This window comes from Paraburkholderia tropica (assembly GCF_900109265.1).
GTDB classification, from domain to species: domain Bacteria; phylum Pseudomonadota; class Gammaproteobacteria; order Burkholderiales; family Burkholderiaceae; genus Paraburkholderia; species Paraburkholderia tropica.
The window spans coordinates 54,911-78,762 of record NZ_FNZM01000028.1 but is presented as its reverse complement, the minus strand read 5'-3'; the positions used below and the strand labels follow the sequence as shown (position 1 = coordinate 78,762).

The window sequence follows — 23,852 nt, the reverse complement described above, 5'->3', positions numbered from 1 at the left end:
GGCGTGCAGATCCGCAATCGCGGCGAATCGCGGCAGATCGCGCAGACCTTCGTCGAGCACGGTTTTCCGTGCGTCGATCTCACCGGCGACGAACTCTCGAAGCAGCACATCCGCTACATGGTCGGCGGCCGTTCGCCGCTCGCGCACGACGAGCGCCTGTTCCGTTTCGAGTTTCCGGAGCGCCCGGGTGCGCTGATGCGCTTCCTCTCGTCGATGGCGCCGAACTGGAACATCAGCCTGTTCCACTACCGCAATCAGGGCGCGGATTACAGCTCGATTCTGGTCGGGATTCAGGTGCCGGCGGCGGAAGACGCGGAGTTCCGCCGCTTCCTCGCCACGCTCGGCTATCCGCATTACGAAGAGACGCAGAATCCGGCGTATCGGTTGTTTCTCTCGTAAAGGCCGACGATCATGGCCGTTTCGCTCACTGACAAGCTGGTCGTCGCGATCTCGTCACGTGCGCTGTTCGATTTCGAGGAAGAGAACGGCGTGTACGAAGCCGGCGACCTGCATGCCTACGAGACGCTGCAGCGCGAGCGCCTGCACGTGCCCGCGCGGCCCGGCGTGGCGTTCGCGCTGATCCGCAAGCTGCTCGCGCTGAACAACGGCGCGCATCACGTGGAAGTCGTGATCCTCTCGCGCAGCGATCCGATCAGCGGCTTGCGCACCTTCAACTCGTGCCGCGAGCACGGCCTCGACATTCAGCGCGGCGTGTTCACGCGCGGCCGCGAGCCCTGGCATTACCTCAAGCCGCTGAACGCGTCGCTGTTTCTCTCCGCGAATCCCGACGACGTGCGCGGCGCGCTCGACGCGGGCTTTCCGGCCGCGCGCGTGTTCCCACCGACCGGCGCAAATTCGGCGACAATGGCGGAACGCAACGCGCAGGAAATACGCGTCGCGTTCGACGGCGATGCGGTGCTGTTTTCCGACGAAGCCGAGCAGATCTTCCAGCGCGACGGCCTGGGCGCGTTCGTGAGCCACGAACGGGACAATCGCGAGCTGCCGCTTGCGCAAGGTCCGCTCAAGCCGCTGCTCGAAGCGCTGCACCGGCTGCAGAATCTCGCCGACGCGAACGCGAAAATGCGCATCCGCACCGCGCTCGTCACGGCGCGATCGGCGCCCGCGCACGAACGCGCGATCCGCACACTGATGGCCTGGAACATCGAAATCGACGAAGCGATGTTCCTCGGCGGACTCGACAAAGGCCCGTTCCTGCGCGAGTTCGAACCTGATTTTTTCTTCGACGACCAGATCCGCCATTGCGAATCGGCCCGTTCGGTCACGGCGACCGGACATGTGGCGAGCGGCGTGGCGAATCCCGCCGGCGCGGCGTCCCTCAAGGGCGCGCCCGGCGTCATTACCGAAACCAGCGCATCATGACTCCCGAACAATCGCCGCTCGGCAAGGCTTCCAGCTACACCGAGCAATACGACGCCAAGCTGCTGTTCCCGATCCCGCGTGTGGGCGCGCGTGAACAGATCGGCATCGGCGCGCAACTGCCCTTCTTCGGCACCGATATCTGGAACGCGTACGAGCTGTCGTGGCTCAATGCGCGCGGCAAGCCGCAGATCGCCATCGCCACCTTCTTCATTCCCGCCGATTCGCCGAACATCGTCGAATCGAAGTCGTTCAAGCTCTATCTGGGCTCGTTCGCGCAGACCAAATTCGAGTCCGCCGACGACGTGCGCGACGTGCTCAAGCGCGACGTATCGGCGGCGTGCGGCGCATCGGTGTCGGTGAAGCTCGATCAGCCGGGCGCGTTCGGCAAGATTCCGTTCGAGGAATTCGACGGTCTCTCGATCGACCGCCTCGACCTGGACGCCGAGATCTATCACCCGGACGCCACCCTGCTGAAGGCCGCGCTCGACGAGTCGCCGGTTGAGGAAACGCTGGTCTCCAATCTGCTGAAGTCGAACTGCCCGGTGACCGGCCAGCCCGACTGGGGCAGCGTGCAGATTCACTACGTCGGGCCGCAGATCGATCAGGCCGGGCTGCTGCGCTACATCATCTCGTTCCGCAATCACACGGGCTTCCACGAGCAATGCGCCGAGCGCATCTTCATGGACATCCTGCGCGAGTGCAAACCGGATCGTCTCGCGGTCTACGCGCGCTACACGCGACGCGGCGGACTCGACATCAATCCGTTTCGCACCAACTTCAACATGCCGATGCCGGACAACGCGCGACTGGCGCGTCAATAAGCGCGGTTTGCGCGCAGTTAGCACGCAGTTCGCACGTCATGGAAAGCACAAAGCGCCGGCAAGACCGGCGCTTTGTTTTTATCCGCGAGGATCGGTGAACGAAGCGATCGCTATTGCTGCGACGGCGGCAGCTCCGCCGCGCCCATGCGCCGCGCGATCACGCCCGCGCGCTGCGAAAGATAAGCCGAATTGCGATGTTCGTCGAAATACTTGGGACGCGGCAGCATGACCGCGAGCCGCGCCGACTGCCACGGCGTGAGCTTCGCCGCCGTCGTGCGGTAGTAGTAGCGCGCCGCCGCCTGCGCGCCGTAGACGCCGTTGCCCCACTCCACCGAATTCAGATAGATCTCGAAGATGCGCTCCTTGTCGAGCAGCGTCTCCAGCATCCACGTGATGATGAGTTCCTGGCCTTTGCGGATATAGCTTTTCTCGCGCGACAGAAAGAGGTTGCGCGCGAGTTGCTGCGTGATTGTCGATCCGCCGCGCACGATGTGGCCGCGCTTCTTGTTGCGCTCCCACGCCTGCAGGATGGCGTCGGTTTCGTAGCCGTTGTTATTGACGAAGTTGGCGTCCTCGGACGCGATGATCGCGCGCTTGAGGTTGCGCGAGATCTGATCGTACGGCACCCACTGATGCTGGATGTCGAGGTTCGGACGATCGGCGGCGAGGCCGGCCGCATCGGTGCGCATGAACGCCGTCGACTGCGGATCGACGACATTCCACGCGGCGATCTGCGCGAAATAGTAGAACTGCAGCGCGATCCACGCGACGCCGAACACCAGCGCCGCATAGACGATCCAGCGCAGCGCGCCGACTCGGTCTGGCGCGCGCTGCACCCGCCGGTTTGCCGCCGCTGTGCGCATGGATCGCGTCTCCCGTGACCGCTGCTGCTGTTGTCAGGCCTGCGCCGCTTGCGCCGCGATCTGCGCGCGCAGTGCGGCGAGCACCGGCGCGCCCGTGGGACGCACGCCGCGCCACACGAAGAACGATTCGGCGGCCTGCTCGACCAGCATGCCCAGACCGTCCGAGGCACGCGCGCCGAGCGATTCGGCGTGACGCATGAAGACCGTCGGCTGGGCGCCGTACATCATGTCGTACGCGAGCGTCGCCGTGCCGAACGCACGATCGTCGCATTCGGGCAGCGCGGCGTCGAGACTGCCCGCCGTCGCGTTCACGATTACGTCGTAGGGTTTCGGATCGACCGCGTGCGGACCGCCGCCGTTGATGAGGCAGCCGAACGTCTGCGCCGAGCCCGCGAACTGCTCGATCAGCGCATGCGCCTTGTGCGCCGTGCGATTGACGATGGTGATCTCGCGCGGCAGGCATTCGAGCATCGGCAGCACGACGCCGCGCGCCGCGCCGCCCGCGCCGAGCAGCAGCACGCGCGCGCCCTTGAGCGACACGCCCAGATTCGCCTCGATGTCGCGAACGAGACCGAAACCATCGGTGTTGTCGCCGAAAATGCCGTCTTCGTCGAAGCGCAGCGTATTCACCGCGCCCGCCGCCGCCGCACGCGGCGACAGACGATGCGCGAGCGCGTGCGCTTCGAGCTTGAACGGCACGGTCACATTCAGACCGCGCCCGCCCGCTGCGCGAAACGCCTGCACATGCTCGACGAAACCGTCGAGCGGCGCGAGCAGCCGGTCGTAGTCGACGGCTTCGCCGGTCTCCTGCGCGAATTGCGCGTGGATCGCCGGCGATTTGCTGTGCGCCACCGGATTGCCGACGACCGCATAGCGGTCGCGATGCTGCGTCGGCGTTTGCGATTGCGATTGCGTCTGATCGGCGCTCATGCGCGCGGCTCCGTCTCGTGCTGTTCTGCCTGCTGTTCTGCTTGCTGCTCGCCCGCGTCTTCCTGCGCATCGGTTGCGGCGTCGCTCGCGCCTTCCGCTGCATCGGATTCGGCGAGCGCTTCCGCTTCGCTCTGCGCGGAGTCGTCGGCGGCTTCGATCAGCTCTTCGTCGTCGCCCGACTCTTCCTCGGGCTGCTCGCCGCTCGTCACGACCGGTGCGTCGAGCACGCGCAGCATGCGCACGGACGCCTCGATGGTCAGCTCGTCGATCGACATCACTTCCATCATCAGACGCGTGCCGCGCGCGTGCACGCCGAGCGCGGGCACGTGCATCAGCAGCGGCACTTCCTCGAAGCGCACGAGGTCGTCCTTGACGACCGTCGCCGGGAATTCGCGACGCGGCTCGACGCCGCCGTCACCGCGCATTTCCTGCTGGAGCCAGCGCAGGCACCAGAAGTACTCCATGCGGCGCTGGTGATCGGCATAGGCCGTGTAGGTTTCGTCGAAGCCCTGCACGACGGCGAACAGGTCGGCGTCCTTGGGCTTGAACGGCGCGACCAGCTTGGCGGCCACGCCGTGCTCCACGCACGCGAGCAACTGCCACTGGTTCACGAGGTCGACGTAACGGCGCAGCGGCGACGTGCTCCACGCGTACTGTGCGACGCCGAGGCCTTCGTGCGGCGCGGCGTTGGTCTGCATGCGCGTGCGCTTCGGCCCCGTGGGCGCGCCAAACGCGCGCTGCGTGCGGTAGATGCCCGGCACGCCGTGATCGTTGAGGAACGCGCCCCACGTGGAGTTGGCGAGAATCGCCAGTTCCGCGACGATCATGTCGAGCGGGGAGCCGCGGCGGCGCGGCGTGATGTTGACGTGCTCGCCTTCCACGTAGAAGTTGTAGTCGGTGTTGCGCTGCACTTCGCGGCGCAGGCCGTAACCGGCGCGCGCGGCCTGGCGCTTCTCGAACAGCGCCTGCGCGAACGGCCACAGCACGGCGATGTCGTCCTTGTGCGGATATTCGCCCGTGCCCGCCGCGAGCGTTTCTTCCGTCACCACTTCGTCGAGCGTGTTGTGACGCAGGTTGCTCTTCACGAACACGCGCTCGGCGCGCGTTTCGGTCGCCACGATTTCCTGCGTCTCGCGGTTCACGAGGCAGTAAAGCGACAGCGCCGGGCGCATGCCGCCTTCCTTGAGCGTGAAGGCGTCGACGAAATCGTCGGGCAGCATGGTGATCTTGTCGCCGGGCATGTAGACCGTCGACAGACGCGTGCGCGCGATGGCGTCCGCCGTGTCGCCGCGCGCGATGCCGAGCGCCGGCGCCGCGATGTGGATACCGATGCGCACGCGGCCGTCGGCCAGATGCTCGATGGAGAACGCGTCGTCGATTTCGGTCGTGGTGACGTCGTCGATCGAGAAGGCCTGCACCTGCTCGACCGCGTCCGGCAGCCAGTCGGGCAGCGCGCCGACCGCGACCGGCGGGAAGCCCGTGCCGTGCGGGAAGAATTCAGCGAGGAAACGCGCTTCGTGCAGCGCGCGCGGCGAAGCGATGCCGCCGCATTCGAGCATCAGGCGCGGCATGGAAATGCCACGCGCGGCGGCGGCCGCTTCGAGCGCCTTGTACTCGATGGTGTTCTTGTCCGGCTTCGTGAGCAGGCCGAGCGCCTTGTCCTTGAGCGCCTCGGGCAGACGGCCCGCCTTCAGTTCGTCTTCGTAGCCGGCCTGAACGAGCGCCTGCTGACGCTTGCGTTCGAGCGACGCGAGCGCCATCTTGAGCTGCTCTTCGGGCGCGCGCTGATACTGGCCGCGGCCCTTGCGGCGGAAGTACACGGGCGAGCCGTGCAGACGCAGCACCAGCGCGGCGCGCTCGACCGGGCCGTAGGTTTCGCCGAAGTACTCGCTCGCGAGCGTGGTGTAGGTGAATTCCTCGGCCGGCGCGCATTCCCACAGGAAATCGAGATCGATTTCCTGTGCGGCGGCGTCCGCCTGCTCCAACAGATCCGCAGCGGCGGGCTTCTCGAACTCGATCAGCACGTCCTTGGCGCGCACCTTCGCGCGGCGTCCGCCCGGCAACTCGACCTGAAACGCATCGCCCTGCTTCGACAGCACGCTGCCGGCCTTGAAACTGCCCGATTCCTCAAAGAAAACGTTCACTCAACACTCTCGTCTGACTTGCTTCGACCGCGGGCGCGGCGCGCCCAGACGGTGCTGTATACATATAGGCGTTCGCGCGCGCGGCGCGAACGAAAGACGACGCTCAAGGCGCGTCGCAGAAACGGATCACTTCGTCGACGTAATCGGCGAATTCGCTGATCCCGTGATCGCTGCCTTCGATCAGATGCGTCTGCACACCCGGATAGTGCGCGAGCATCTCGCGGTAATCGAGCACTTCGTCGCCGGTCGCGGCGATCAGATAGTAACGCTCGGGCCGGGTGATGTGCGCAACCGCCAGGGCGCGCAGTTCCTGCAGATGGCGCGGCTCGACGACGATGCTGCCGCCGCCGTGCCACAACGGCTGTTCGCCGAGATACTTCGACAGATCGCGATCCGGCACCACGGCCGGATTCAGCAGCACGGCGCGCCAGCCGTGCTTTTCGGCAAGCTGCGTGGCGAAAAAACCGCCCAGCGAGCTGCCGAGCAGCGTGATGCGCTCGCCCGGCCGGGCGTTCTGCGCGATCTCGCGTTCAACCAGTTCGATCGTTTCGTCCGGCGAGACCGGCAGCGTCGGGCACAGCCATTCGTCCGCGCGGCCCAGTTCGGCGAGACGCGCCGCCAGCAGGCGCGCCTTGAACGATTGCGGCGACGAGCGAAAGCCGTGCAGATAGACGATCACGCCGCGCTCCGGCCGGCTTTCGCCGAAAGCGCGTCGAGCAGCTTTTGATGCACGCCGCCGAAGCCGCCGTTGCTCATCACCAATATCTGGTCGCCGGGGCGCACGGCCGCCACGACCGCCTTCACCAGCGCGTCGAGGTCGTGGAACGCTTGCGCCTTCTCGCCGAGCGGCGCGAGCGCGCCCGCGAGATCCCAGCCGAGCGCGTCCTTGCCGGCGGGCGCGCCGTAGCCGAACACGAGGTCGGCGTCGGCGAGACTGCCGGGCAATTGCGCCTTCATCACGCCGAGCTTCATGGTGTTCGAGCGCGGCTCGAGCACCGCGAGGATGCGCGTGTTGTCGCGGCCCACGCGCGTGCGCAGCCCGGCGACGGTCGTTTCGATCGCCGTGGGATGGTGCGCGAAGTCGTCGTAGACGGTCACGCCGTCGACGCTGCCGCGCACTTCCATGCGGCGCTTCACGTTGCGGAACGACGACAGCGACTGGGCGGCCTGCGCGGGCGGCACGCCGACGCTGCGCGCGGCGGCGATCGCCGCAAGTGCGTTCTGGCGATTGTGCTCGCCCTGGATCTGCCAGTCGACCACGCCCACGCGTTCGCTGTGGTGATAGACGGCGAAGCGCTCGTCGACCGTCACGCCTTCTTCGGCCGGCAGCGCCTGCCAGCCGCCGTCGACGCCGAAACGCTCCACGTCGCTCCAGACGCCGCGCGCGAGCACGCGGTCGAGCGCCTCGCTGCGGCCGTTCGAGACCACGCGGCCCACGCCCGGAATCGTGCGCACGAGATGGTGGAACTGCGTCTCGATGGCGGCGAGATCGGGGAAGATATCGGCGTGATCGAATTCGAGATTGTTCAGCACCGCGGTGCGCGGACGGTAATGGACGAACTTCGAGCGCTTGTCGAAGAAGGCCGTGTCGTATTCGTCGGCTTCGATCACGAAGAAGCTCGAATCGGTCAGACGCGCCGAGATGCCGAAGTTCAGCGGCACGCCGCCGATCAGGAAGCCGGGATTCAGGCCCGAGTCTTCGAGCAGCCACGCGAGCATCGAACTCGTAGTGGTCTTGCCGTGCGTGCCCGCCACCGCGAGCACCCACTTGTCGCGCAGCACGTGCTCGCCGAGCCACTGCGGGCCGGACGTGTACGGCAGGCCGCGATTGAGGATCTCCTCCATCAGCGGATTGCCGCGCGAGACTACGTTGCCGATCACGTACAGGTCGGGATTGAGCTCGGTCTGGCTCGCGTCATAACCCTCGATCAGGCGGATACCCTGCGCTTCGAGCTGCGTGCTCATCGGCGGGTACACACCCGCGTCGCAGCCGGTGACCGTATGACCCGCGCTGCGCGCGAGCACGGCGAGACCGCCCATGAACGTGCCGCAGATGCCGAGGATATGGATGTGCATAAGCCTGTCGCGCCGCGTGGGCGTCGTGAAAGGGTTACAGGGATGGGGAAAGCAGGACGGCGGCGCCTGGCCGCCGGAGCAAAGAACGCTATTGTACCCGAGCGCCTGCGGCTTTTTCGCCGGGGCGGGCGTACCGGCGTGGGCGTACCGGCGCGGCTGTACCGGCATGTGCGTAGCGGCGCCGGGTCCTGCTGCACCGCCGCATCGCCGCGCGGCCGCCGCCGGGAGCGCGCGACGTTCTCTAGTATGATGGGCGCATGGTTCGCAGATCACATTTCGATCCCCAGCGCGTGCGCGAGGAAATCGCCATCGCGGCAGCACGGATGATCGCCGAAGATGGCCTCGATTACGCCACCGCCAAGCGCAAGGCCGCGCGGCAGGTGGCGGGGGACGCGCGCATCGAAGGCGCCTGGCTCCCCGACAACGATCAGATCGAGGAAGAAATCCGCGAATATCAGGCCCTTTTCATGGGAGAAAGCCAGCCGGCGGTGCTGCGGCGGCTGCGCGAAATCGCGCTCGACTGGATGCTGCGGCTCGCGCGCTTCAATCCGTTCCTGACCGGCGCGGTGCTGAACGGCACGGCGGGCGAGCACTCCGACATCCATTTGCAGATCTTTTGCGACAACGCGAAAGATGTCGCGATCTGGCTCCTGAACGCGAACGTGCAATACGACGTTTCGGAAACGCGCCACTTCGCCGCACGCGGCTATGTGGAGACGCTGAGCTTCCTCTGGAAGCCATCGCGCGATGAGGAACCGGTCGGCATTCATCTCGCGCTCTACAATACCGACGACCTGCGTGGCGCCGTGCGCGCCGATCCGCGCGGGCGTCTGCCGCGCGCGGACGCGCGGGCACTCCAGGCGCTGATCGACGAGAGCGGCGCGACCTCCACCACCTGATTCATAGTGAGCTTGAGCGCAGCAATGAACACGAAACGGATTCTGGCCGGCGTCGCAGTCGCGGCGGTGGCAGCCGGGGGCGGCATTCTGGCGGGGCATTATGCGAGCGGCGGCAACGCCGGAGTCGCCGACGCGGCGTCGATCACGGGCAAGCAGAACGCGGTCGACCAGCTCTGGTCGGCGGCCGTGACCACGCCCGACGGCAAGCCGCAGTCGCTCTCCATCTATAAGGGCCACCCGATCGTGGTCAACTTCTGGGCGTCGTGGTGCGGTCCGTGCGTCGAGGAGATGCCGGAGCTGTCGGCGCTGCACCGCGAGTACGCGAAGAAGGGCATTCAGTTCGTCGGCCTCGGCGTCGATTCGGCGGCGAACATCAAGACTTTCCTCAAGAAAGTGCCGGTGGCCTACCCGATTTACATCGCCGGATTCGGCGGCGCGGACGTGGCGCGCGCGTTCGGCAACAACGCCGGCGGCCTTCCTTACACGGTGGTAATCGACGCCAACGGCGCCGTTCGTGCGACAAAATTAGGCCAAATCAAACCGGACGAACTTCGGCGCACGCTCGACGCACTTTGACGCGCGCGAAGAATTGACCTGAGCTTAACGGCCGTACGGCACAATTTGCCGGGAAAATTGGCGTATTTAGCCGAAGTTCAACCCTCACGCCGGCAATTCAGCGAACAGAGGGGCATATCAGCCGTTTGGAAAACTAGACAAATTTCTCTAATCGGCGCTAAAGTTCGCGCAATTCCACGGAAAAAGAAGCGACCATGACGCGACTGCTGGTTCTGCACGGCCCCAACCTCAATCTTCTCGGCACCCGGGAACCGGAGGTCTATGGGCGCGTGACGCTGCCACAGATCGATCAGGCGCTCGCCGACCGTGCCGCCGACGCCGGCGTGGAGCTGGCCACGTTCCAGAGCAACCACGAAGGCGCGCTGGTGGACCGCATTCAGGCCGCCCGCACGGAACAAACGGATTTCATCCTGATCAACCCGGCTGCGTACACGCACACCAGCGTGGCCATCCGGGATGCGCTGGCAGGCGTCGCCATCCCGTTCGTCGAGATTCATCTGTCGAACGTGCATCGCCGCGAAGCCTTCCGGCATCACTCGTATTTTTCCGACCAGGCCGAAGGCGTGATCTGCGGCCTCGGCTGGAAGGGTTATCTCTACGCGCTCGAGTACGCGCTGGACCGGCTCGCTGCCAGGCCCGCGGCCTGATTCCTGCGCCGGATGACCGACGCACTCTGAAAGACAACACCAATCCCGTGCCGGGACGCTTGCGCCCCGGCACCTCACGTATTCAAAGCAAAGGGGCTGCACCATGGATCTACGTAAGCTGAAGACTCTGATCGACCTCGTCTCCGAATCGGGCATCTCGGAGCTCGAAGTGACCGAGGGCGAAGGCAAGGTGCGCATCGTCAAGAACGCGCCGCCGGTTTACGTGCAGCCGACCGCGCAATTCGCAGCGCCGGCCATGGGCGCGCCCGCCGCGCCGGCCCACGTCGGTGAAGCCGCTGCGCCCGCCGCCGCTGCCGCGCCGGTCGTGCCGCAAGGCCACGTGGTGACGTCGCCGATGGTCGGCACGTTCTACCGCGCGCCGTCGCCGGGCGCCGATCCGTTCGTGCAGGTTGGCGACACGGTCAAGGAAGGCCAGACGCTGTGCATCATCGAAGCGATGAAGCTGCTCAACGAGATCGAGTCGGACGTCGCCGGCGTGGTCAAGGAAATCCTCGTCGAGAACGGCCAGGCAGTCGAATACGGCCAGCCGCTCTTCGTGGTCGCGTAAGCGCGTCCAACGCAAGAACGGCCGGCGCGCCGCGCGGCATCGGGTCGACAAAGACCACATCCGCCGCGCGAGCGCCCTTCCGCCAGCGCCGCCGCCGCGCGTTCGCTGCCAGACAGGCAGACAGAACGCCGCCACGCGGCGCCAGCGCGACCGATACTCGAAGGCAGCCCGCTCGCTTCGTCCTGCGGCGCCCATTGATGAGTCGAATACCCACCATGTTTGAAAAAATCCTCATTGCCAATCGTGGCGAAATCGCGCTCCGCATCCAGCGCGCGTGCCGCGAACTCGGCGTCAAGACGGTCGTCGTCTATTCGGAAGCCGACAAGGAAGCCAAGTACGTGAAGCTCGCCGACGAGGCGGTCTGCATCGGCCCGGCGCCTTCGAACCTGAGCTATCTGAACATGCCGGCGCTCATCAGCGCGGCCGAAGTCACCGACGCCGAAGCGATCCACCCCGGCTACGGCTTCCTCTCGGAAAACGCCGACTTCGCCGAGCGCGTCGAGCAATCGGGCTTCACCTTCATCGGTCCGCGTCCGGAAACCATCCGCATGATGGGCGACAAGGTCACGGCGAAGCAGACCATGATCAAGACTGGCGTGCCGTGCGTGCCGGGCTCGGAAGGCGCGCTGCCGGACGATCCGAAAGAAATCGTGAAGATCGCGCGCACGATCGGCTACCCGGTCATCATCAAGGCTTCGGGCGGCGGCGGCGGTCGCGGCATGCGCGTCGTGCACACGGAAGCGGCGCTCGTGAACGCGGTCAACATGACGCGCGAAGAAGCGGGCCGCGCCTTCGGCAACCCGCAGGTCTACATGGAGAAGTACCTCGAGAATCCGCGTCACATCGAGATTCAGGTGCTCTCCGATTCGTTCAAGAACGCCGTGTGGCTCGGTGAGCGCGACTGCTCGATGCAGCGCCGCCACCAGAAGGTGATCGAGGAAGCGCCGGCGCCGGGCATCGCGCGCCGCCTGCTCGACCGCATCGGCGACCGTTGCGCCGACGCCTGCAAGAAGATGGGCTACCTCGGCGCGGGCACGTTCGAATTCCTGTACGAAAACGGCGAGTTCTACTTCATCGAAATGAACACGCGCGTGCAGGTCGAGCACCCGGTCACCGAGCAGATCACCGGCATCGACATCGTGCAGGAACAGATCCGCATCGCCGCCGGAGAGAAGCTCGCGTTCCGCCAGCGCGACATCCAGTTGAAGGGCCACTCGATCGAGTGCCGTATCAACGCGGAAGATCCGTTCAAGTTCACGCCGTCGCCGGGCCGTCTGACCTCGTGGCACATGCCGGGCGGACCTGGCGTGCGCGTCGATTCGCATGCCTACAATGGCTATTTCGTGCCGCCGAACTATGATTCGATGATCGGCAAGCTGATCACCTACGGCGCGACGCGCGAGCAGGCGATCCAGCGTATGCGTATCGCGCTGTCGGAAATGGTCGTGGAAGGCATCTCGACCAACATTCCGCTGCACCGCGAGCTGATGCTCGACGCCAAGTTCGTCGAAGGCGGCACGAGCATTCACTACCTCGAAAGCCGCCTGGCCGAGCGTCAGTCGGTGAAGAAGGACGAAGCGTAATTCATGAGCTACCGGGAACTGATCGTCGAGCTTGAGCGCGACCGCGCGGAGGAACTCTCCGACGCGCTGCTCGAGCTTGGCGCCCTCTCGGTGTCGGTGGAAGACGCCGACGCCGACACGCCCGACGAGCAGCCGCTCTTCGGCGAGCCGGGTCTCACGCCCGAGCGCACCGCGTGGCAGCATTCGCGCGTGATCGCGCTGATCGCCGACGATCAGGATCCCGCGGTGCTGCTCGCGGCCGCGTCGAACGAGCTGGGTCTGGCCGCGCTGCCGAAGTTCGCGCTGCGCGAAGTCGAGGAACAGGATTGGGTGCGGCTCACGCAGTCGCAGTTCGATCCGATCCAGATCGGCCAGCGCATCTGGGTCGTGCCGTCGTGGCACGACGCGCCCGATCCGGACGCGCTCGTGCTCGAACTCGATCCGGGCCTCGCGTTCGGCACCGGCAGCCACCCCACCACGCGTCTGTGCATGGAGTGGCTGGAGCAGCACGTGCAGCCGGGCAACTCGCTGCTCGACTACGGCTGCGGCTCGGGCATTCTCGCGATCCTCGCGCAGAAGTGCGGCGCGAATCCGGTGATCGGCATCGACATCGATCCGCAAGCGGTCGAGTCGGCGCGCCATAACAGTGAACGCAATCGCGCGGACGTGACCTATGGCCTGCCCGACGACCTGAAGGCGGGCGAGTTCGACATCGTCGTGGCCAACATCCTTTCGAATCCGCTCAAGCTGATGGCGTCGATGCTCTCGTCGCGCGTGAAGCCGGGCGGCCGTCTCGCGCTCTCGGGCATCCTCGCGCGTCAAGCCGAGGAAGTCGCGCAGGTGTACGAGCGCTGGATCGACATCTCGGTCTGGCGCGAGCACGAAGGCTGGGTGTGTCTCGCCGGCACGCGCCGCGCATGACGCACCGATCGGGGCGGGTCCGGGCGCATCGCGCCTGATCGTGCCCCAGGCGCATAGCCAGGAGTCGTAGGGCTCCGTGGATTGCCAGTAGAATGGCGGGTATCGCCAACCTTCCGGTTCCACGGCACTCATGCTCCTGGCAACGCGCTGTCCCTTCTGCGAAACCGTCTTCCGAATCCAGCCCGCACACCTCGCCGCGCGTCGCGGCCTCGTGCGCTGCGGCCATTGCCAGGAAGCGTTCGACGCATCGGGCAGCCTTTACGAGGTGCCTGAAAACGGCGATTTCTCGCAGGCCGTTCCCGTTGCCGCCGATATCGCCGCGAGTCTGGCTTCGCCGGGTTCGGCGCAGGCTGCGGCTGCGGTTGCTGCGGCGGGTTCGCAAACCGCTTCACAGCCGACCTCACCGGCCGCCTCGCAATCCGCTCATCAAGCCCCAGCGCCCGTGAGCGAACCGGCGCCGCACGTTCAGCACGATCAACCGCATCCGCAGGAATGGACGCAAACAGACGCGTCTGCCGCGAACTTCGCCGCGCAAGACGCCGCTGCGCAGCCCGCGCCCGACTTCGCCAATCCGGGCTGGAATCCGTGGGCGCCGCGCCCCGATAGCCGCATCGATCCGAATCTTCAGTACACCGCGCAGAATCTGCCGCGTCCCGGCATTGCGCCCGGCGCGACGCTCGGCGTCACGCCCGGTGTCGAACTGAAGCACGCGAGCGAAAGCAGCGAGCCGTCTCTGGCGCGCGAGTTCGCGCCCGAGCAACCGGCTCAGCCTGCTTCAACTTCTGCTCCTACGCCCGCTCCCACGCCGGACACTGCCGAACCGTTCCCGCCAGCCACGCGCTGGACGCGCGTCGAACCCGGACTGGCCGCGTCCGCTCCGGCCGCAGCGGCGGCGACAGGCGAGCCTGTCGAGCCTTCGCTTGCATCCCGCACCCCGGCAGCCGCCGCGCCGTTCGCCGCCGATCCCGAACCGTCGCTGTCCGCGCGCGCCGAACCGGCTGGCGCCGCCGGCGCCGCTGCCGCGCCCGCCTTCTCCGCGCTCGAACCGCGCGACGGCAGCGAGCCGTTCGCCGTCACGCGCGAAGCGCCCGCGCATCCGCCGCGCCGCATCGGCTGGCGCATCGTCGGCGCACTGGTCGCGCTCCTGCTGCTCGTCGGGCTCGCCGCGCAATTGCTCTGGTGGCAGCGCGAAAGCGTGATGGTGTACTTCCCCGCTTCGCAGCCGCTCTATCAGCAGGCCTGTGCGCAGCTCGGCTGCCGCATCAGCCCGCCGCGCGACATCGACGGCCTCGAAGTGCAGCAGTCCGATCTGCGTCAGGTGGACGACCCGCATCATCTCGAACTGAAGGTTCCGCTGCGCAACCGCTTCGGGATTGCGCTCGCCTACCCCGCGCTCGAACTCACGCTGCTCGATCGCCAGAACAACGTCGTCTTGCGGCGCGTGCTGTGGCCGCAGGATTATGCCGCGCCGGGTACGCGCATCGAAGCCGGTCTGCCCGCGCACAGCACGCAGACCATGATCGTGCGGCTCGATACCGGCAATGTCGTCGCATCGAATTTCCGCATCGAAATTTTCTACCCGTAATTCACGCGTCAGCGCCTGCCCTTCGCGCGGGCGCGCGCACCTTGCGTCCGGTCCAGCCGGACGCGCCACTCACCACTACAGTCAAAATCCGGAGAGCACATCATGAGTCAAGTCACGCTAGGCGGTAACCCGATCGACGTCGCCGGCACGTTCCCGGCGCCCGGCCAGAAGGCCCCGGCGTTCTCGCTCGTCGGCAAGGATCTGAAGCCCGTCTCGCTCGCCGACTTCGCCGGCAAGCGCAAGGTGCTGAACATCGTCCCGAGCCTCGACACGCCGACCTGCGCCACCTCCACGCGCAAGTTCAACGAAGCCGCCGCGAAGCTCGACAACACCGCAGTGCTCGTGATCTCGGGCGACCTGCCGTTCGCCGCCACGCGCTTCTGCACGACCGAAGGCATCGAAAACGTCGTCACGGCGTCGACGTTCCGCGGCCACGAATTCGCGCAAGCCTACGGCGTGGACGTCACGAGCGGCCCGCTGACCGGCCTCACGGCGCGCGCCGTGGTCGTGCTCGACGCGAACGACAATGTCGTCTACGCCGAGCGCGTCAGCGAAATCAAGAACGAGCCGAACTACGACGCCGCGCTCGCCGCACTGAAGTAACCCCCGGCGGCGGCGCGCCCGTGACGGGCCTGCCGCGAGCCTGAGCGCGCCGTGCGCGCAGCGCGATCCCGATGTGTCGGGACGCTGCGCGCGCCGGCCGCGAAGTCCGGGCCGCGGCGCGACGTCAGGCAAGCACGCGCCTTAACGTGCGATGACGTCCGATGACGTGCAATCACCTGCAAGCGCGCCGCCCCTTCCACACCACGCACTACAGGAATTCCCGCCTTGGCTACGCTGATCTGCGGCTCGCTCGCCTACGACAACATCATGACCTTCGAAGGTCGCTTCCGGGAGCACATCCTGCCCGAGCAGGTGCATATCCTGAACGTGAGCTTCCTCGTGCCGACGATGCGGCGCGAATTCGGCGGCTGCGCGGGCAACATCGCCTACTCGCTGCACCTGCTGGGCGGCGACGCGCGCATCATGGCGACGCTCGGCGGCGCCGACGCGCAACCGTATATCGACCGCCTCGACACGCTCGGCCTGAACAAGGCGCACGTGCGCGTGCTGCCCGACACGTGGTCGGCGCAGGCGATGATCACCACCGACCTCGAGAACAACCAGATCACCGCGTTCCACCCGGGCGCGATGATGCAATCGCATTTGAACCGCGCCGACGAGGCGCCGGGCGTCAAGCTCGGCATCGTCGCGCCGGACGGCTTCGACGGCATGGTCCAGCACGTCGAGCAATTCGCCAAGGCAGGCATCCCGTTTGTCTTTGATCCGGGCCAGGGCCTGCCGCTGTTCGATGGTGCGTCGCTGCGTCGCGCGATTGAACTTGCGACCTATGTTGCGGTCAACGACTACGAAGCTAACCTTGTGAGTCATCGCACTGGCTGGTCGTTCGAAGAGATCGCCAGCAAAGTCGACGCGCTGATCGTCACGCGCGGCGAACACGGCTCGCAGATCTACCACGGCGGCAGCATCGAAGAAATTCCTCCGGTGCAGGCGCAGCAGGTACTCGATCCGACCGGTTGCGGCGACGCGTTCCGCGGCGGCCTCCTCTACGGCATCGAGAACAAGCTCGGCTGGGCGACCACCGGACGTCTCGCGAGCCTGATGGGCGCGCTCAAGATCGAACACCAGGGGCCGCAGAACTACGCGCCCACGCGGGCGCAGATCAACGAACGTTTCAAGGCAGCATTCGGCTACGAACTGCCGCAATGAAGTCGGGCGCCGCGAGGGCGGCGCTCATTGGAGCTACGGGAAATGAGAACAACAAGTCGTCTGATTGTGGCCGCCATGGTCGCGGGTTCGCTCGCCATGACGGGTTGTGCGTATAACAGCAGTTCCGCCGACGTCTACACTGCCTCGCAGGCGCAGCGCGAATCCACGGTGCGCATGGCCACGGTGGAAAGCGTACGCGCCGTGAAGATCAGCTCGAACAATGGCCAGCCCAGCGGTCTGGGCGCAGTCGGCGGCGGCGCGCTTGGCGCCGTGGCCGGCAGCGCGATCGGCGGCGGTCGTGGCTCGATCGTCACGGGCATCATTGGCGGCATCGCGGGCGCGGTGGCCGGCAATGCGGTCGAAAACGGCGTGGCCATGCACAATGGCCTCGAGATCACCGTCCGTCTGGATAACGGCGACTATCGCGCCATCACGCAGTCGGCCACGGGCGAGATCTTCCAGGCCGGCGACCGTGTGCGCCTGCTCTCGAGCGGCGGCGTGACGCGCGTGACGCACTAAGGCTTCAGTTGTTCGGCGCGCACCGCGCGCCAGTCCGAACACGGACTGATTGACCGGTTTCCCCTGTACCGCACGATGCCTTGTGCTCGTTGCGGAACCTCAGGCGCATGTGCTCCCCTGTGCATGCGCCTTTTTTCATGCGCGTGCGAAACGCAGCACCGCGACGCCATCCGCAAAAAACGCGGACGAAAAAAATCCCGTCGCGAATGTTCCGTCGACGGGATCGGGATCGAGTCTTGCTCGCCGCCGGCGATCGTGCAAAACGCACGAACTACACGGCGGCGCTCGATCAACGAAGCGCGCGTTCTTGCTGACCCGCGCGCGCTTCGACTCGTACTACTGCTTACGGACGGCTGCCCGTCGGGAACGGCCAGGCCGCTGCCGGGTTCAGTGCCGTCTTCACGGTTGCAGCGGGCGCAGCCGGTTGCGCAGCAGGCGCAGCAGCGGCAGCCTTCGCAGGCGCCTTCTTGGCAGCCTTCTTCGCGGCAGCCTTCTTCGCAGGCGCAGCCTTCTTGGCAGGCGCAGCCTTCTTGGCAGCAGCCTTCTTCGCAGGCGCAGCCTTCTTGGCAGCGGCCTTCTTCGCCGGCGCCTTCTTGGCAACAGCCTTCTTCGCTGCGACCTTCTTCACCGCGACTTTCTTGGCTGCAACCTTCTTCGCTGCGGCCTTCTTCGCCGGTGCTGCCTTCTTCGCAGCAACCTTCTTCACGGCGACTTTCTTGGCTGCAACCTTCTTCGTTGCGACCTTCTTCGCTGCGGCCTTCTTCGCCGGCGCTGCCTTCTTCGCAGCAACCTTCTTCACAGCGACCTTCTTGGCTGCAACCTTCTTCGCTGCGGCCTTCTTCGCCGGTGCTGCCTTCTTCGCAGCAACCTTCTTCACGGCGACTTTCTTGGCTGCAACCTTCTTGACCGCAACCTTCTTCACTGCGGCCTTCTTCGCCGGTGCTGCCTTCTTGGCTGCAACCTTCTTCACTGCGGCTTTCTTGGCCGCCGGCTTCTTCTTGGCAGTTGCCATTTTTTTCTCCTTCAGGTTCAGATGAGAGTCAGTTCAAACTACACCCTTCGTCAAAACCCGCTTCCCGCGAACGCTTCTCAGGGCGCACGCTTCGAAGCGGGCTATTCATCGGCGTACGCTGATCCCGCGCGCTTACGCTAATGAATGCGGTAAGGCGCACCGTGCTGAAAAACACAGTGCGCCAAGTCTTTCCGGCGTCGGCTACCGACACCGGGCAACGTTCGTTGAAGGCGCCGGCCACATGGCCCACGCCGTTTTCCGGGGGGAAGTTTGCCCATCCCTCTGAAGGGTTCGCAAAGTGCCTTGCACGTAGTTGAGCCGCCAGGGCTCCGGGCACGCTTTGCATCAGGCGTTCCTGCTCCTAATCATCATGCCGGTCGAGGCCTCGCACGAGGCCTCCGGCCACCCCAATAGACTGACTGCCGCAGTGCGCCCGGATTACTCCCAGGACAACGCACCACCCGTCTGATATTCGATCACGCGCGTCTCGAAGAAGTTGCGTTCCTTCTTCAAATCGATCATTTCGCTCATCCACGGGAACGGGTTCTCTTCGTTCGGGAAAAGCGCGTCCAGACCGATCTGCTGGCAACGGCGATTGCAGATGAAGCGCAGATAGCTCTTGAACATGGATGCGTTCAGGCCCAGCACGCCGCGCGGCATGGTGTCTTCTGCGTAGCGGTATTCGAGTTCGACTGCCTGCTTGAACAGTTCAGTGATCTCCGCGCGGAACGCCGGCGTCCACAGCTGCGGGTTCTCGAGCTTGATCTGGTTGATCAGGTCGATGCCGAAGTTGCAGTGCATCGACTCGTCGCGCAGGATGTACTGATATTGCTCGGCGGCGCCGGTCATCTTGTTCTGACGGCCGAGCGCGAGAATCTGCGTGAAGCCCACATAGAAGAACAGACCTTCCATGATGCAGGCGAACACGATCAGCGACTTGAGCAGCGTCTGGTCGGATTCGAGCGTACCCGTCGTGAACGCGGGATCCGTCAGCGTGGTGATGAACGGGATCAGGAACTCGTCCTTGTCGCGGATCGACTTGACCTCGTGGTACGCATTGAAGATCTCGCCTTCGTCCAGACCGAGCGATTCGACGATGTACTGGTACGCGTGCGTGTGGATTGCCTCTTCGAACGCCTGGCGCAGCAGGAACTGGCGGCATTCGGGCGCCGTGATGTGCCGGTAGGTACCGAGCACGATGTTGTTGGCGGCGAGGGAGTCGGCAGTCACGAAGAAGCCGAGGTTGCGCTTCACGATGCGGCGCTCGTCCTCGGTCAGACCATTCGGGTCTTTCCACAGGGCGATGTCGCGCGACATGTTCACTTCCTGCGGCATCCAGTGATTCGCACAACCGGCCAGGTACTTTTCCCAAGCCCACTTGTACTTGAACGGGACCAACTGATTCACGTCGGTCTGACCGTTGATGATGCGCTTGTCGGCGACATTCACGCGGGCTTCGGTCGAGACCGGCGCCTGCGGCGGCGGTGCGACTGCGAAGTCGGCGGAGAAGATGTTGGTCGCCGAAGAAGACTGAGGAGTGAAGTGCAGTGCGGACTGCGCTTCAGGAACAGAGACAGCCAGGCCAGCGGGGTTGCGCATTGCGTTCTGCTGCGCACCGCTCGACGGAGTTACGGCCGTGTTCTCGTCATCCCAGTTGAGCATAAATGTCACCATCAATTTAGAACGGTTTGTACCATCTTTTCATGCGCGATAAAAGGGTTCGCACACGAAAAATCCTGTTTTCGATTCGCGTTGCGACCTCGATACAACACTTTGTCATCGCATCGTGTCGATCGCGGCGTGTGAGCGGTGCGGATGCATCGCGTATTCGTCGCTCGAACATCGCACGCGCGATTGGCTTCGAGGGTCTTCGCGACATCGAGAGCGTGTGTGAAAACGTGGTTCGCCGCGCGCGCTTCGCATCGTGTTCACGATGCTTTCGACTGCGTGCTGCGAACGTGCTTCACGACTCGCTCGCTGCTGCTTCGACAGACCTGCAACTGCGTTGCGGGCATCGCTGCCTGCGTGGATCTGTCGTTCGCTGCGCCGCGCGCTGCGTTCTGGCTCGCGCGACCTGTTTCGCGTTCAGGCGAAACCCCAGGGAATCCTGAAGCCTTTTTTCCACCGCCTGAACCTGGCGACGCGCATTGCGCGCGCCGCGTCTGCATCTTCTATCTGTATCGACTTGCATCGACGGCGGCATCGACTACTGTTTACTGTCTGTACTCGCTGCACGCCGCCGACTTATTCCGTCGATGCACTGCGTGTGACGCGTGACGCGTGGCAGCACCGTTGCGCTGCCGCCACGCACATCGCGCTTACTGGCAAGCCTCGCACTCTTCGAAGCCCGCATCGCCCGGACGCATCATGCACACCGGACCTTCTGCTTCGGGCGCCGCTTCGACAGCGGCTTCAGGCGCTGCCGCCTGCATCACCGTCGAACCGCCGTTGCCGCCGGCCGCGCCGAAACCCGCACCGCCGTTCGCGCCGCCTGCTGCACCGCCGCCGTTCGAACCGCCCGTCGGCACTGCGTTCAGCGCGCCGTGCGCAACCGTCGACTTCTCGACGTGCGTCGCCGCCATCGTGCGCAGGTAGTACGTCGTCTTCAGGCCGCGCACCCATGCGAGCTTGTAGATCTCGTCGAGCTTCTTGCCCGATGCGCCCGCCATGAAGATGTTCAGCGACTGCGCCTGGTCGATCCACTTCTGACGACGCGACGCCGCTTCGACGAGCCACGTCGGATCGACTTCGAACGCCGTCGCGTAGACCGCGCGCAGGTCGGCCGGCACACGGTCGATGCGCGAGAGCATGCCGTCGAAGTACTTCAGGTCGGCGACCATGACTTCGTCCCACAGGCCGCGCGACTTCAGGTCACGCACGAGGTAGTCGTTCACCACCGTGAATTCGCCCGAGAGGTTCGACTTCACGTAGAGGTTCTGGAACGTCGGCTCGATACACGGCGACACGCCAATGATGTTCGAGATCGTCGCGGTCGGCGCGATCGCGATGCAGTTCGAATTGCGCATGCCGTGCGTCGCGATGCGCTCGCGCAGCGACGTCCAGTCCATCGATTCGCTCGTGTCGACTTCGACGTAACCGCCGCGTGCTTCCTCGAGCAGCTTGAGCGTGTCTTGCGGGAGGATGCCGCGATCCCACAGCGAGCCGCGGTAGGTCGAGTAGCGGCCGCGCTCGGCTGCCAGCTCCGTCGACGCCCAGTACGCGTAGTAGCAGACGGCTTCCATCGAGCGGTCGGCGAACTCCACGGCTTCCTGGGAAGCAAACGGCGTGCGCAGAACGTGCAGGCAGTCCTGGAAGCCCATGATGCCCATGCCCACCGGACGGTGCTTCAGGTTCGAGTTGCGCGCCTTCGACACCGCGTAGTAGTTGATGTCGATGACGTTGTCGAGCATGCGCATTGCGACGCTGATGGTGCGCTTGAGCTTCTCGTGGTCGAGCGCGAACGTGCCGTCGGCCTGTTCGATCATGTGCGCGACGAGGTTCACCGAGCCCAGGTTACAGACGGCGATTTCGCTGTCGCTGGTGTTCAGCGTGATTTCCGTGCACAGGTTCGACGAGTGGACGACGCCCACGTGCTGCTGCGGCGAACGGACGTTGCACGGATCCTTGAACGTGATCCACGGGTGGCCCGTTTCAAACAGCATGCCCAGCATCTTGCGCCACAGTTGCGCAGCCGGCAGCTTCTTGAACAGCTTGATCTCGCCGCGTGCGGCCTTCTCTTCGTAAGCGACGTAAGCCTTTTCGAATTCCGCGCCGAACAGGTCGTGCAGATCCGGGCAGGTCGACGGCGAGAACAGCGTCCAGTCACCGCCTTCCATCACGCGCTTCATGAACAGATCGGGAATCCAGTTCGCCGTGTTCATGTCGTGGGTGCGGCGGCGATCGTCGCCGGTGTTCTTGCGCAGCTCGAGGAATTCTTCGATGTCCAGGTGCCACGATTCCAGGTACGCGCAGACCGCGCCCTTGCGCTTGCCGCCCTGGTTCACCGCGACGGCCGTGTCGTTCACGACCTTCAGGAACGGGACCACGCCTTGCGACTTGCCGTTCGTGCCCTTGATGTGCGAACCGAGTGCACGCACGCGCGTCCAGTCGTTGCCCAGACCGCCCGCGAACTTCGAGAGCAGCGCGTTGTCCTTCAGCGCTTCGTAGATGCCGTCGAGGTCGTCGGCGACCGTCGTCAGGTAGCACGACGAGAGCTGCGAGCGGTGCGTGCCCGAGTTGAACAGCGTCGGCGTCGACGACATGAAGTCGAACGACGAGAGCACGTTGTAGAACTCGATCGCGCGCGCTTCACGGTCGATCTCGTTGAGCGACAGGCCCATCGCGACGCGCATGAAGAATGCCTGCGGCATTTCGATGCGCGTGCCGTGCACGTGCAGGAAGTAGCGGTCGTACAGCGTCTGCAGGCCGAGGTAGCCGAACTGCAGATCGCGGTTCGCGTTCAGCGCGTTGCCCAGACGCTTGAGGTCGAACTGCTGGAGCTTGTCGTCGAGCAGGCCGGCTTCGACGCCGCGCTTGATGAACTGCGGGAAGTAGTCGGCGTAACGCACGGCCATTTCGGCTTGCGTGACTTCTTCTTCCAGAATTTCGCGACGGATCGTGTGCAGCAGAATGCGCGACGTGACCTGGCTGTACGCCGGGTCCTTTTCGATCATCGTGCGTGCGGCCAGGATGGCGGAGTCGTAGACCTGCGTCATCGGCACGCCGTCGTACAGGTTCTTCACCGTTTCCGCGACGATCGGGTCGGCGTTCACGGCGTCGCCCAGACCTTCGCAGGACGAGACGATCAGCGCGCGCAGTGCGTGCATGTCGAGCGGACGCGTCACGCCGTTGTCGGTGACGTTGATGCCAGGCGCTGCGGGCGCTGCCGTTTCCGGCGCGTGCGCGCGTTCCTGGTTGCGCTTCTCGCGATACAGCACGTAGGCGCGCGCGACGTTGTGCTCGCCGCCGCGCATCAGCGCGAGTTCGACCTGATCCTGAATGTCTTCGATGTGGAACGTGCCGCCGTTCGGGCGGCTGCGCACCAGCGCGCGCACCACGTTCTGCGTGAGCTGTTCGACGAGTTCGCGAACACGCGCCGACGCCGCGCCCTGCCCGCCATTGACGGCCAGGAACGCCTTGGTCATCGCGATGGCGATCTTCGACGGCTCGAAGCCCACGACACTGCCGTTACGGCGAATGATCTTGTGGTCGGCGAACTGCGTCGCGCTGGCCTGGCCGTCCTGCGGCTGACCACCCAGCGTGTGCGCGGCGGGCGCGCCTTCATACCGGGTCGAGACGTTATCGGTCGTTTGCATGTGCAAAGCTCCTGGTCCTGGAAATATGCGAAGGATTTCGCGAATTAATACGGGCGCCGCGCCCCCGTGTGCGCGGACGAATGGGCGGAGACAAAAAGCCAGCCTGGCGAGGCTGCCGGATGCGGCAATGCTGATGAACCACAGAGCGTTACGGTCTTCATCGTGGATGCCGCGATCATTGGCTGTACCTTTTCTCTCGATTACAGCCGGTGCGCCGGTTCTCGCCCGACTGCACCGCACAAAGTTCTTTTCCTATGCCGCTAA

The 23,852-nt window shown here is 65.2% G+C and carries 21 protein-coding genes and 1 pseudogene; 13 read left to right on the top strand and 9 right to left on the bottom strand.

Going from position 1 to position 23,852, the window contains the following annotated elements:
• The 3 genes and pseudogenes from BMY06_RS34235 to queF form a co-directional block, all read left to right on the top strand.
• Window positions 1–399 (top strand): annotated as a pseudogene (locus tag BMY06_RS34235) (threonine ammonia-lyase, biosynthetic); the annotation flags it as partial.
• Between the two features lie 12 nt (window positions 400–411).
• On the top strand, window positions 412–1,380 hold the full coding sequence (locus tag BMY06_RS34230) for a 5'-nucleotidase (RefSeq protein ID WP_074987385.1): 969 nt from the start codon (window positions 412–414) through the stop codon (window positions 1,378–1,380).
• On the top strand, window positions 1,377–2,201 hold the full coding sequence (queF, locus tag BMY06_RS34225) for an NADPH-dependent 7-cyano-7-deazaguanine reductase QueF (protein WP_065060382.1): 825 nt from the start codon (window positions 1,377–1,379) through the stop codon (window positions 2,199–2,201). The genes BMY06_RS34230 and queF overlap by 4 nt, the downstream gene beginning before the upstream one ends.
• A gap of 110 nt (window positions 2,202–2,311) precedes the next feature.
• Here queF and mtgA read toward each other — a convergent pair whose 3' ends face one another.
• The 5 genes from mtgA to mpl form a co-directional block, all read right to left on the bottom strand.
• Window positions 2,312–3,064, bottom strand: a complete 753-nt coding sequence (mtgA, locus tag BMY06_RS34220; protein ID WP_065060383.1) for a monofunctional biosynthetic peptidoglycan transglycosylase — start codon at window positions 3,062–3,064, stop codon at window positions 2,312–2,314.
• A gap of 33 nt (window positions 3,065–3,097) precedes the next feature.
• The gene (aroE, locus tag BMY06_RS34215; protein ID WP_074987384.1) at window positions 3,098–3,994 is read right to left on the bottom strand and encodes a shikimate dehydrogenase; all 897 of its coding nucleotides are present in this window, start codon (window positions 3,992–3,994) and stop codon (window positions 3,098–3,100) included.
• Window positions 3,991–6,138 carry a ribonuclease catalytic domain-containing protein gene (locus tag BMY06_RS34210; RefSeq protein ID WP_065060385.1) on the bottom strand — a complete coding sequence of 716 codons (2,148 nt, stop codon included), beginning with the start codon at window positions 6,136–6,138 and terminating at the stop codon, window positions 3,991–3,993. The genes aroE and BMY06_RS34210 overlap by 4 nt, the downstream gene beginning before the upstream one ends.
• 103 nt (window positions 6,139–6,241) lie before the next feature.
• Entirely contained in the window at window positions 6,242–6,817 is a 576-nt protein-coding gene (locus BMY06_RS34205; protein ID WP_074987383.1) for a YqiA/YcfP family alpha/beta fold hydrolase, read from the bottom strand.
• Window positions 6,814–8,214 carry a UDP-N-acetylmuramate:L-alanyl-gamma-D-glutamyl-meso-diaminopimelate ligase gene (mpl, locus tag BMY06_RS34200; RefSeq protein WP_074987382.1) on the bottom strand — a complete coding sequence of 467 codons (1,401 nt, stop codon included), beginning with the start codon at window positions 8,212–8,214 and terminating at the stop codon, window positions 6,814–6,816. The genes BMY06_RS34205 and mpl overlap by 4 nt, the downstream gene beginning before the upstream one ends.
• A gap of 257 nt (window positions 8,215–8,471) precedes the next feature.
• Here mpl and BMY06_RS34195 point away from each other — a divergent pair, with 257 nt between their 5' ends.
• The 10 genes from BMY06_RS34195 to BMY06_RS34150 all read left to right on the top strand — a co-directional run bounded on the left by BMY06_RS34195 (window position 8,472) and on the right by BMY06_RS34150 (window position 17,261).
• Complete coding sequence (locus BMY06_RS34195) at window positions 8,472–9,113, top strand: UDP-N-acetylmuramate--alanine ligase (protein WP_065060387.1); 642 nt, start codon at window positions 8,472–8,474, stop codon at window positions 9,111–9,113.
• A 24-nt stretch (window positions 9,114–9,137) separates the two neighbouring features.
• Entirely contained in the window at window positions 9,138–9,689 is a 552-nt protein-coding gene (locus BMY06_RS34190) for a TlpA family protein disulfide reductase (protein ID WP_065060388.1), read from the top strand.
• A gap of 194 nt (window positions 9,690–9,883) precedes the next feature.
• Window positions 9,884–10,336 (top strand): type II 3-dehydroquinate dehydratase, encoded by a 453-nt coding sequence (gene aroQ / locus BMY06_RS34185; protein ID WP_065060389.1) that lies wholly within the window; start codon window positions 9,884–9,886, stop codon window positions 10,334–10,336.
• Window positions 10,337–10,439: 103 nt separating this feature from the next.
• The gene (gene accB / locus BMY06_RS34180; RefSeq protein ID WP_065060390.1) at window positions 10,440–10,904 is read left to right on the top strand and encodes an acetyl-CoA carboxylase biotin carboxyl carrier protein; all 465 of its coding nucleotides are present in this window, start codon (window positions 10,440–10,442) and stop codon (window positions 10,902–10,904) included.
• A gap of 215 nt (window positions 10,905–11,119) precedes the next feature.
• Window positions 11,120–12,487, top strand: a complete 1,368-nt coding sequence (accC, locus tag BMY06_RS34175; RefSeq protein WP_065060391.1) for an acetyl-CoA carboxylase biotin carboxylase subunit — start codon at window positions 11,120–11,122, stop codon at window positions 12,485–12,487.
• Between the two features lie 3 nt (window positions 12,488–12,490).
• Window positions 12,491–13,387: a 50S ribosomal protein L11 methyltransferase gene (gene prmA / locus BMY06_RS34170; protein WP_074987381.1), complete on the top strand. Its 897-nt coding sequence runs from the start codon at window positions 12,491–12,493 to the stop codon at window positions 13,385–13,387.
• 130 nt (window positions 13,388–13,517) lie between these two features.
• Window positions 13,518–14,972: a DUF3426 domain-containing protein gene (locus BMY06_RS34165; RefSeq protein WP_074987380.1), complete on the top strand. Its 1,455-nt coding sequence runs from the start codon at window positions 13,518–13,520 to the stop codon at window positions 14,970–14,972.
• A gap of 102 nt (window positions 14,973–15,074) precedes the next feature.
• Window positions 15,075–15,575: a thiol peroxidase gene (gene tpx, locus BMY06_RS34160; RefSeq protein ID WP_065060394.1), complete on the top strand. Its 501-nt coding sequence runs from the start codon at window positions 15,075–15,077 to the stop codon at window positions 15,573–15,575.
• 225 nt (window positions 15,576–15,800) lie between these two features.
• Window positions 15,801–16,742 carry a carbohydrate kinase family protein gene (locus BMY06_RS34155; protein ID WP_065060395.1) on the top strand — a complete coding sequence of 314 codons (942 nt, stop codon included), beginning with the start codon at window positions 15,801–15,803 and terminating at the stop codon, window positions 16,740–16,742.
• 42 nt (window positions 16,743–16,784) lie between these two features.
• The gene (locus BMY06_RS34150; protein WP_065060396.1) at window positions 16,785–17,261 is read left to right on the top strand and encodes an outer membrane lipoprotein; all 477 of its coding nucleotides are present in this window, start codon (window positions 16,785–16,787) and stop codon (window positions 17,259–17,261) included.
• Window positions 17,262–17,604: 343 nt separating this feature from the next.
• Here BMY06_RS34150 and BMY06_RS34145 read toward each other — a convergent pair whose 3' ends face one another.
• The 4 genes from BMY06_RS34145 to BMY06_RS34130 all read right to left on the bottom strand — a co-directional run bounded on the left by BMY06_RS34145 (window position 17,605) and on the right by BMY06_RS34130 (window position 23,588).
• A complete protein-coding gene (locus tag BMY06_RS34145; RefSeq protein WP_074987379.1) occupies window positions 17,605–18,273 on the bottom strand; it encodes a histone H1-like DNA-binding protein in 669 nt (222 codons plus the stop codon).
• A 28-nt stretch (window positions 18,274–18,301) separates the two neighbouring features.
• Window positions 18,302–18,619 carry a hypothetical protein gene (locus BMY06_RS40370; RefSeq protein WP_074987378.1) on the bottom strand — a complete coding sequence of 106 codons (318 nt, stop codon included), beginning with the start codon at window positions 18,617–18,619 and terminating at the stop codon, window positions 18,302–18,304.
• 92 nt (window positions 18,620–18,711) lie between these two features.
• On the bottom strand, window positions 18,712–19,935 hold the full coding sequence (locus BMY06_RS34135; RefSeq protein ID WP_065060441.1) for a ribonucleotide-diphosphate reductase subunit beta: 1,224 nt from the start codon (window positions 19,933–19,935) through the stop codon (window positions 18,712–18,714).
• Window positions 19,936–20,591: 656 nt separating this feature from the next.
• Window positions 20,592–23,588 (bottom strand): ribonucleoside-diphosphate reductase subunit alpha, encoded by a 2,997-nt coding sequence (locus tag BMY06_RS34130; RefSeq protein WP_074987377.1) that lies wholly within the window; start codon window positions 23,586–23,588, stop codon window positions 20,592–20,594.
• Window positions 23,589–23,852 lie beyond the last annotated feature (264 nt).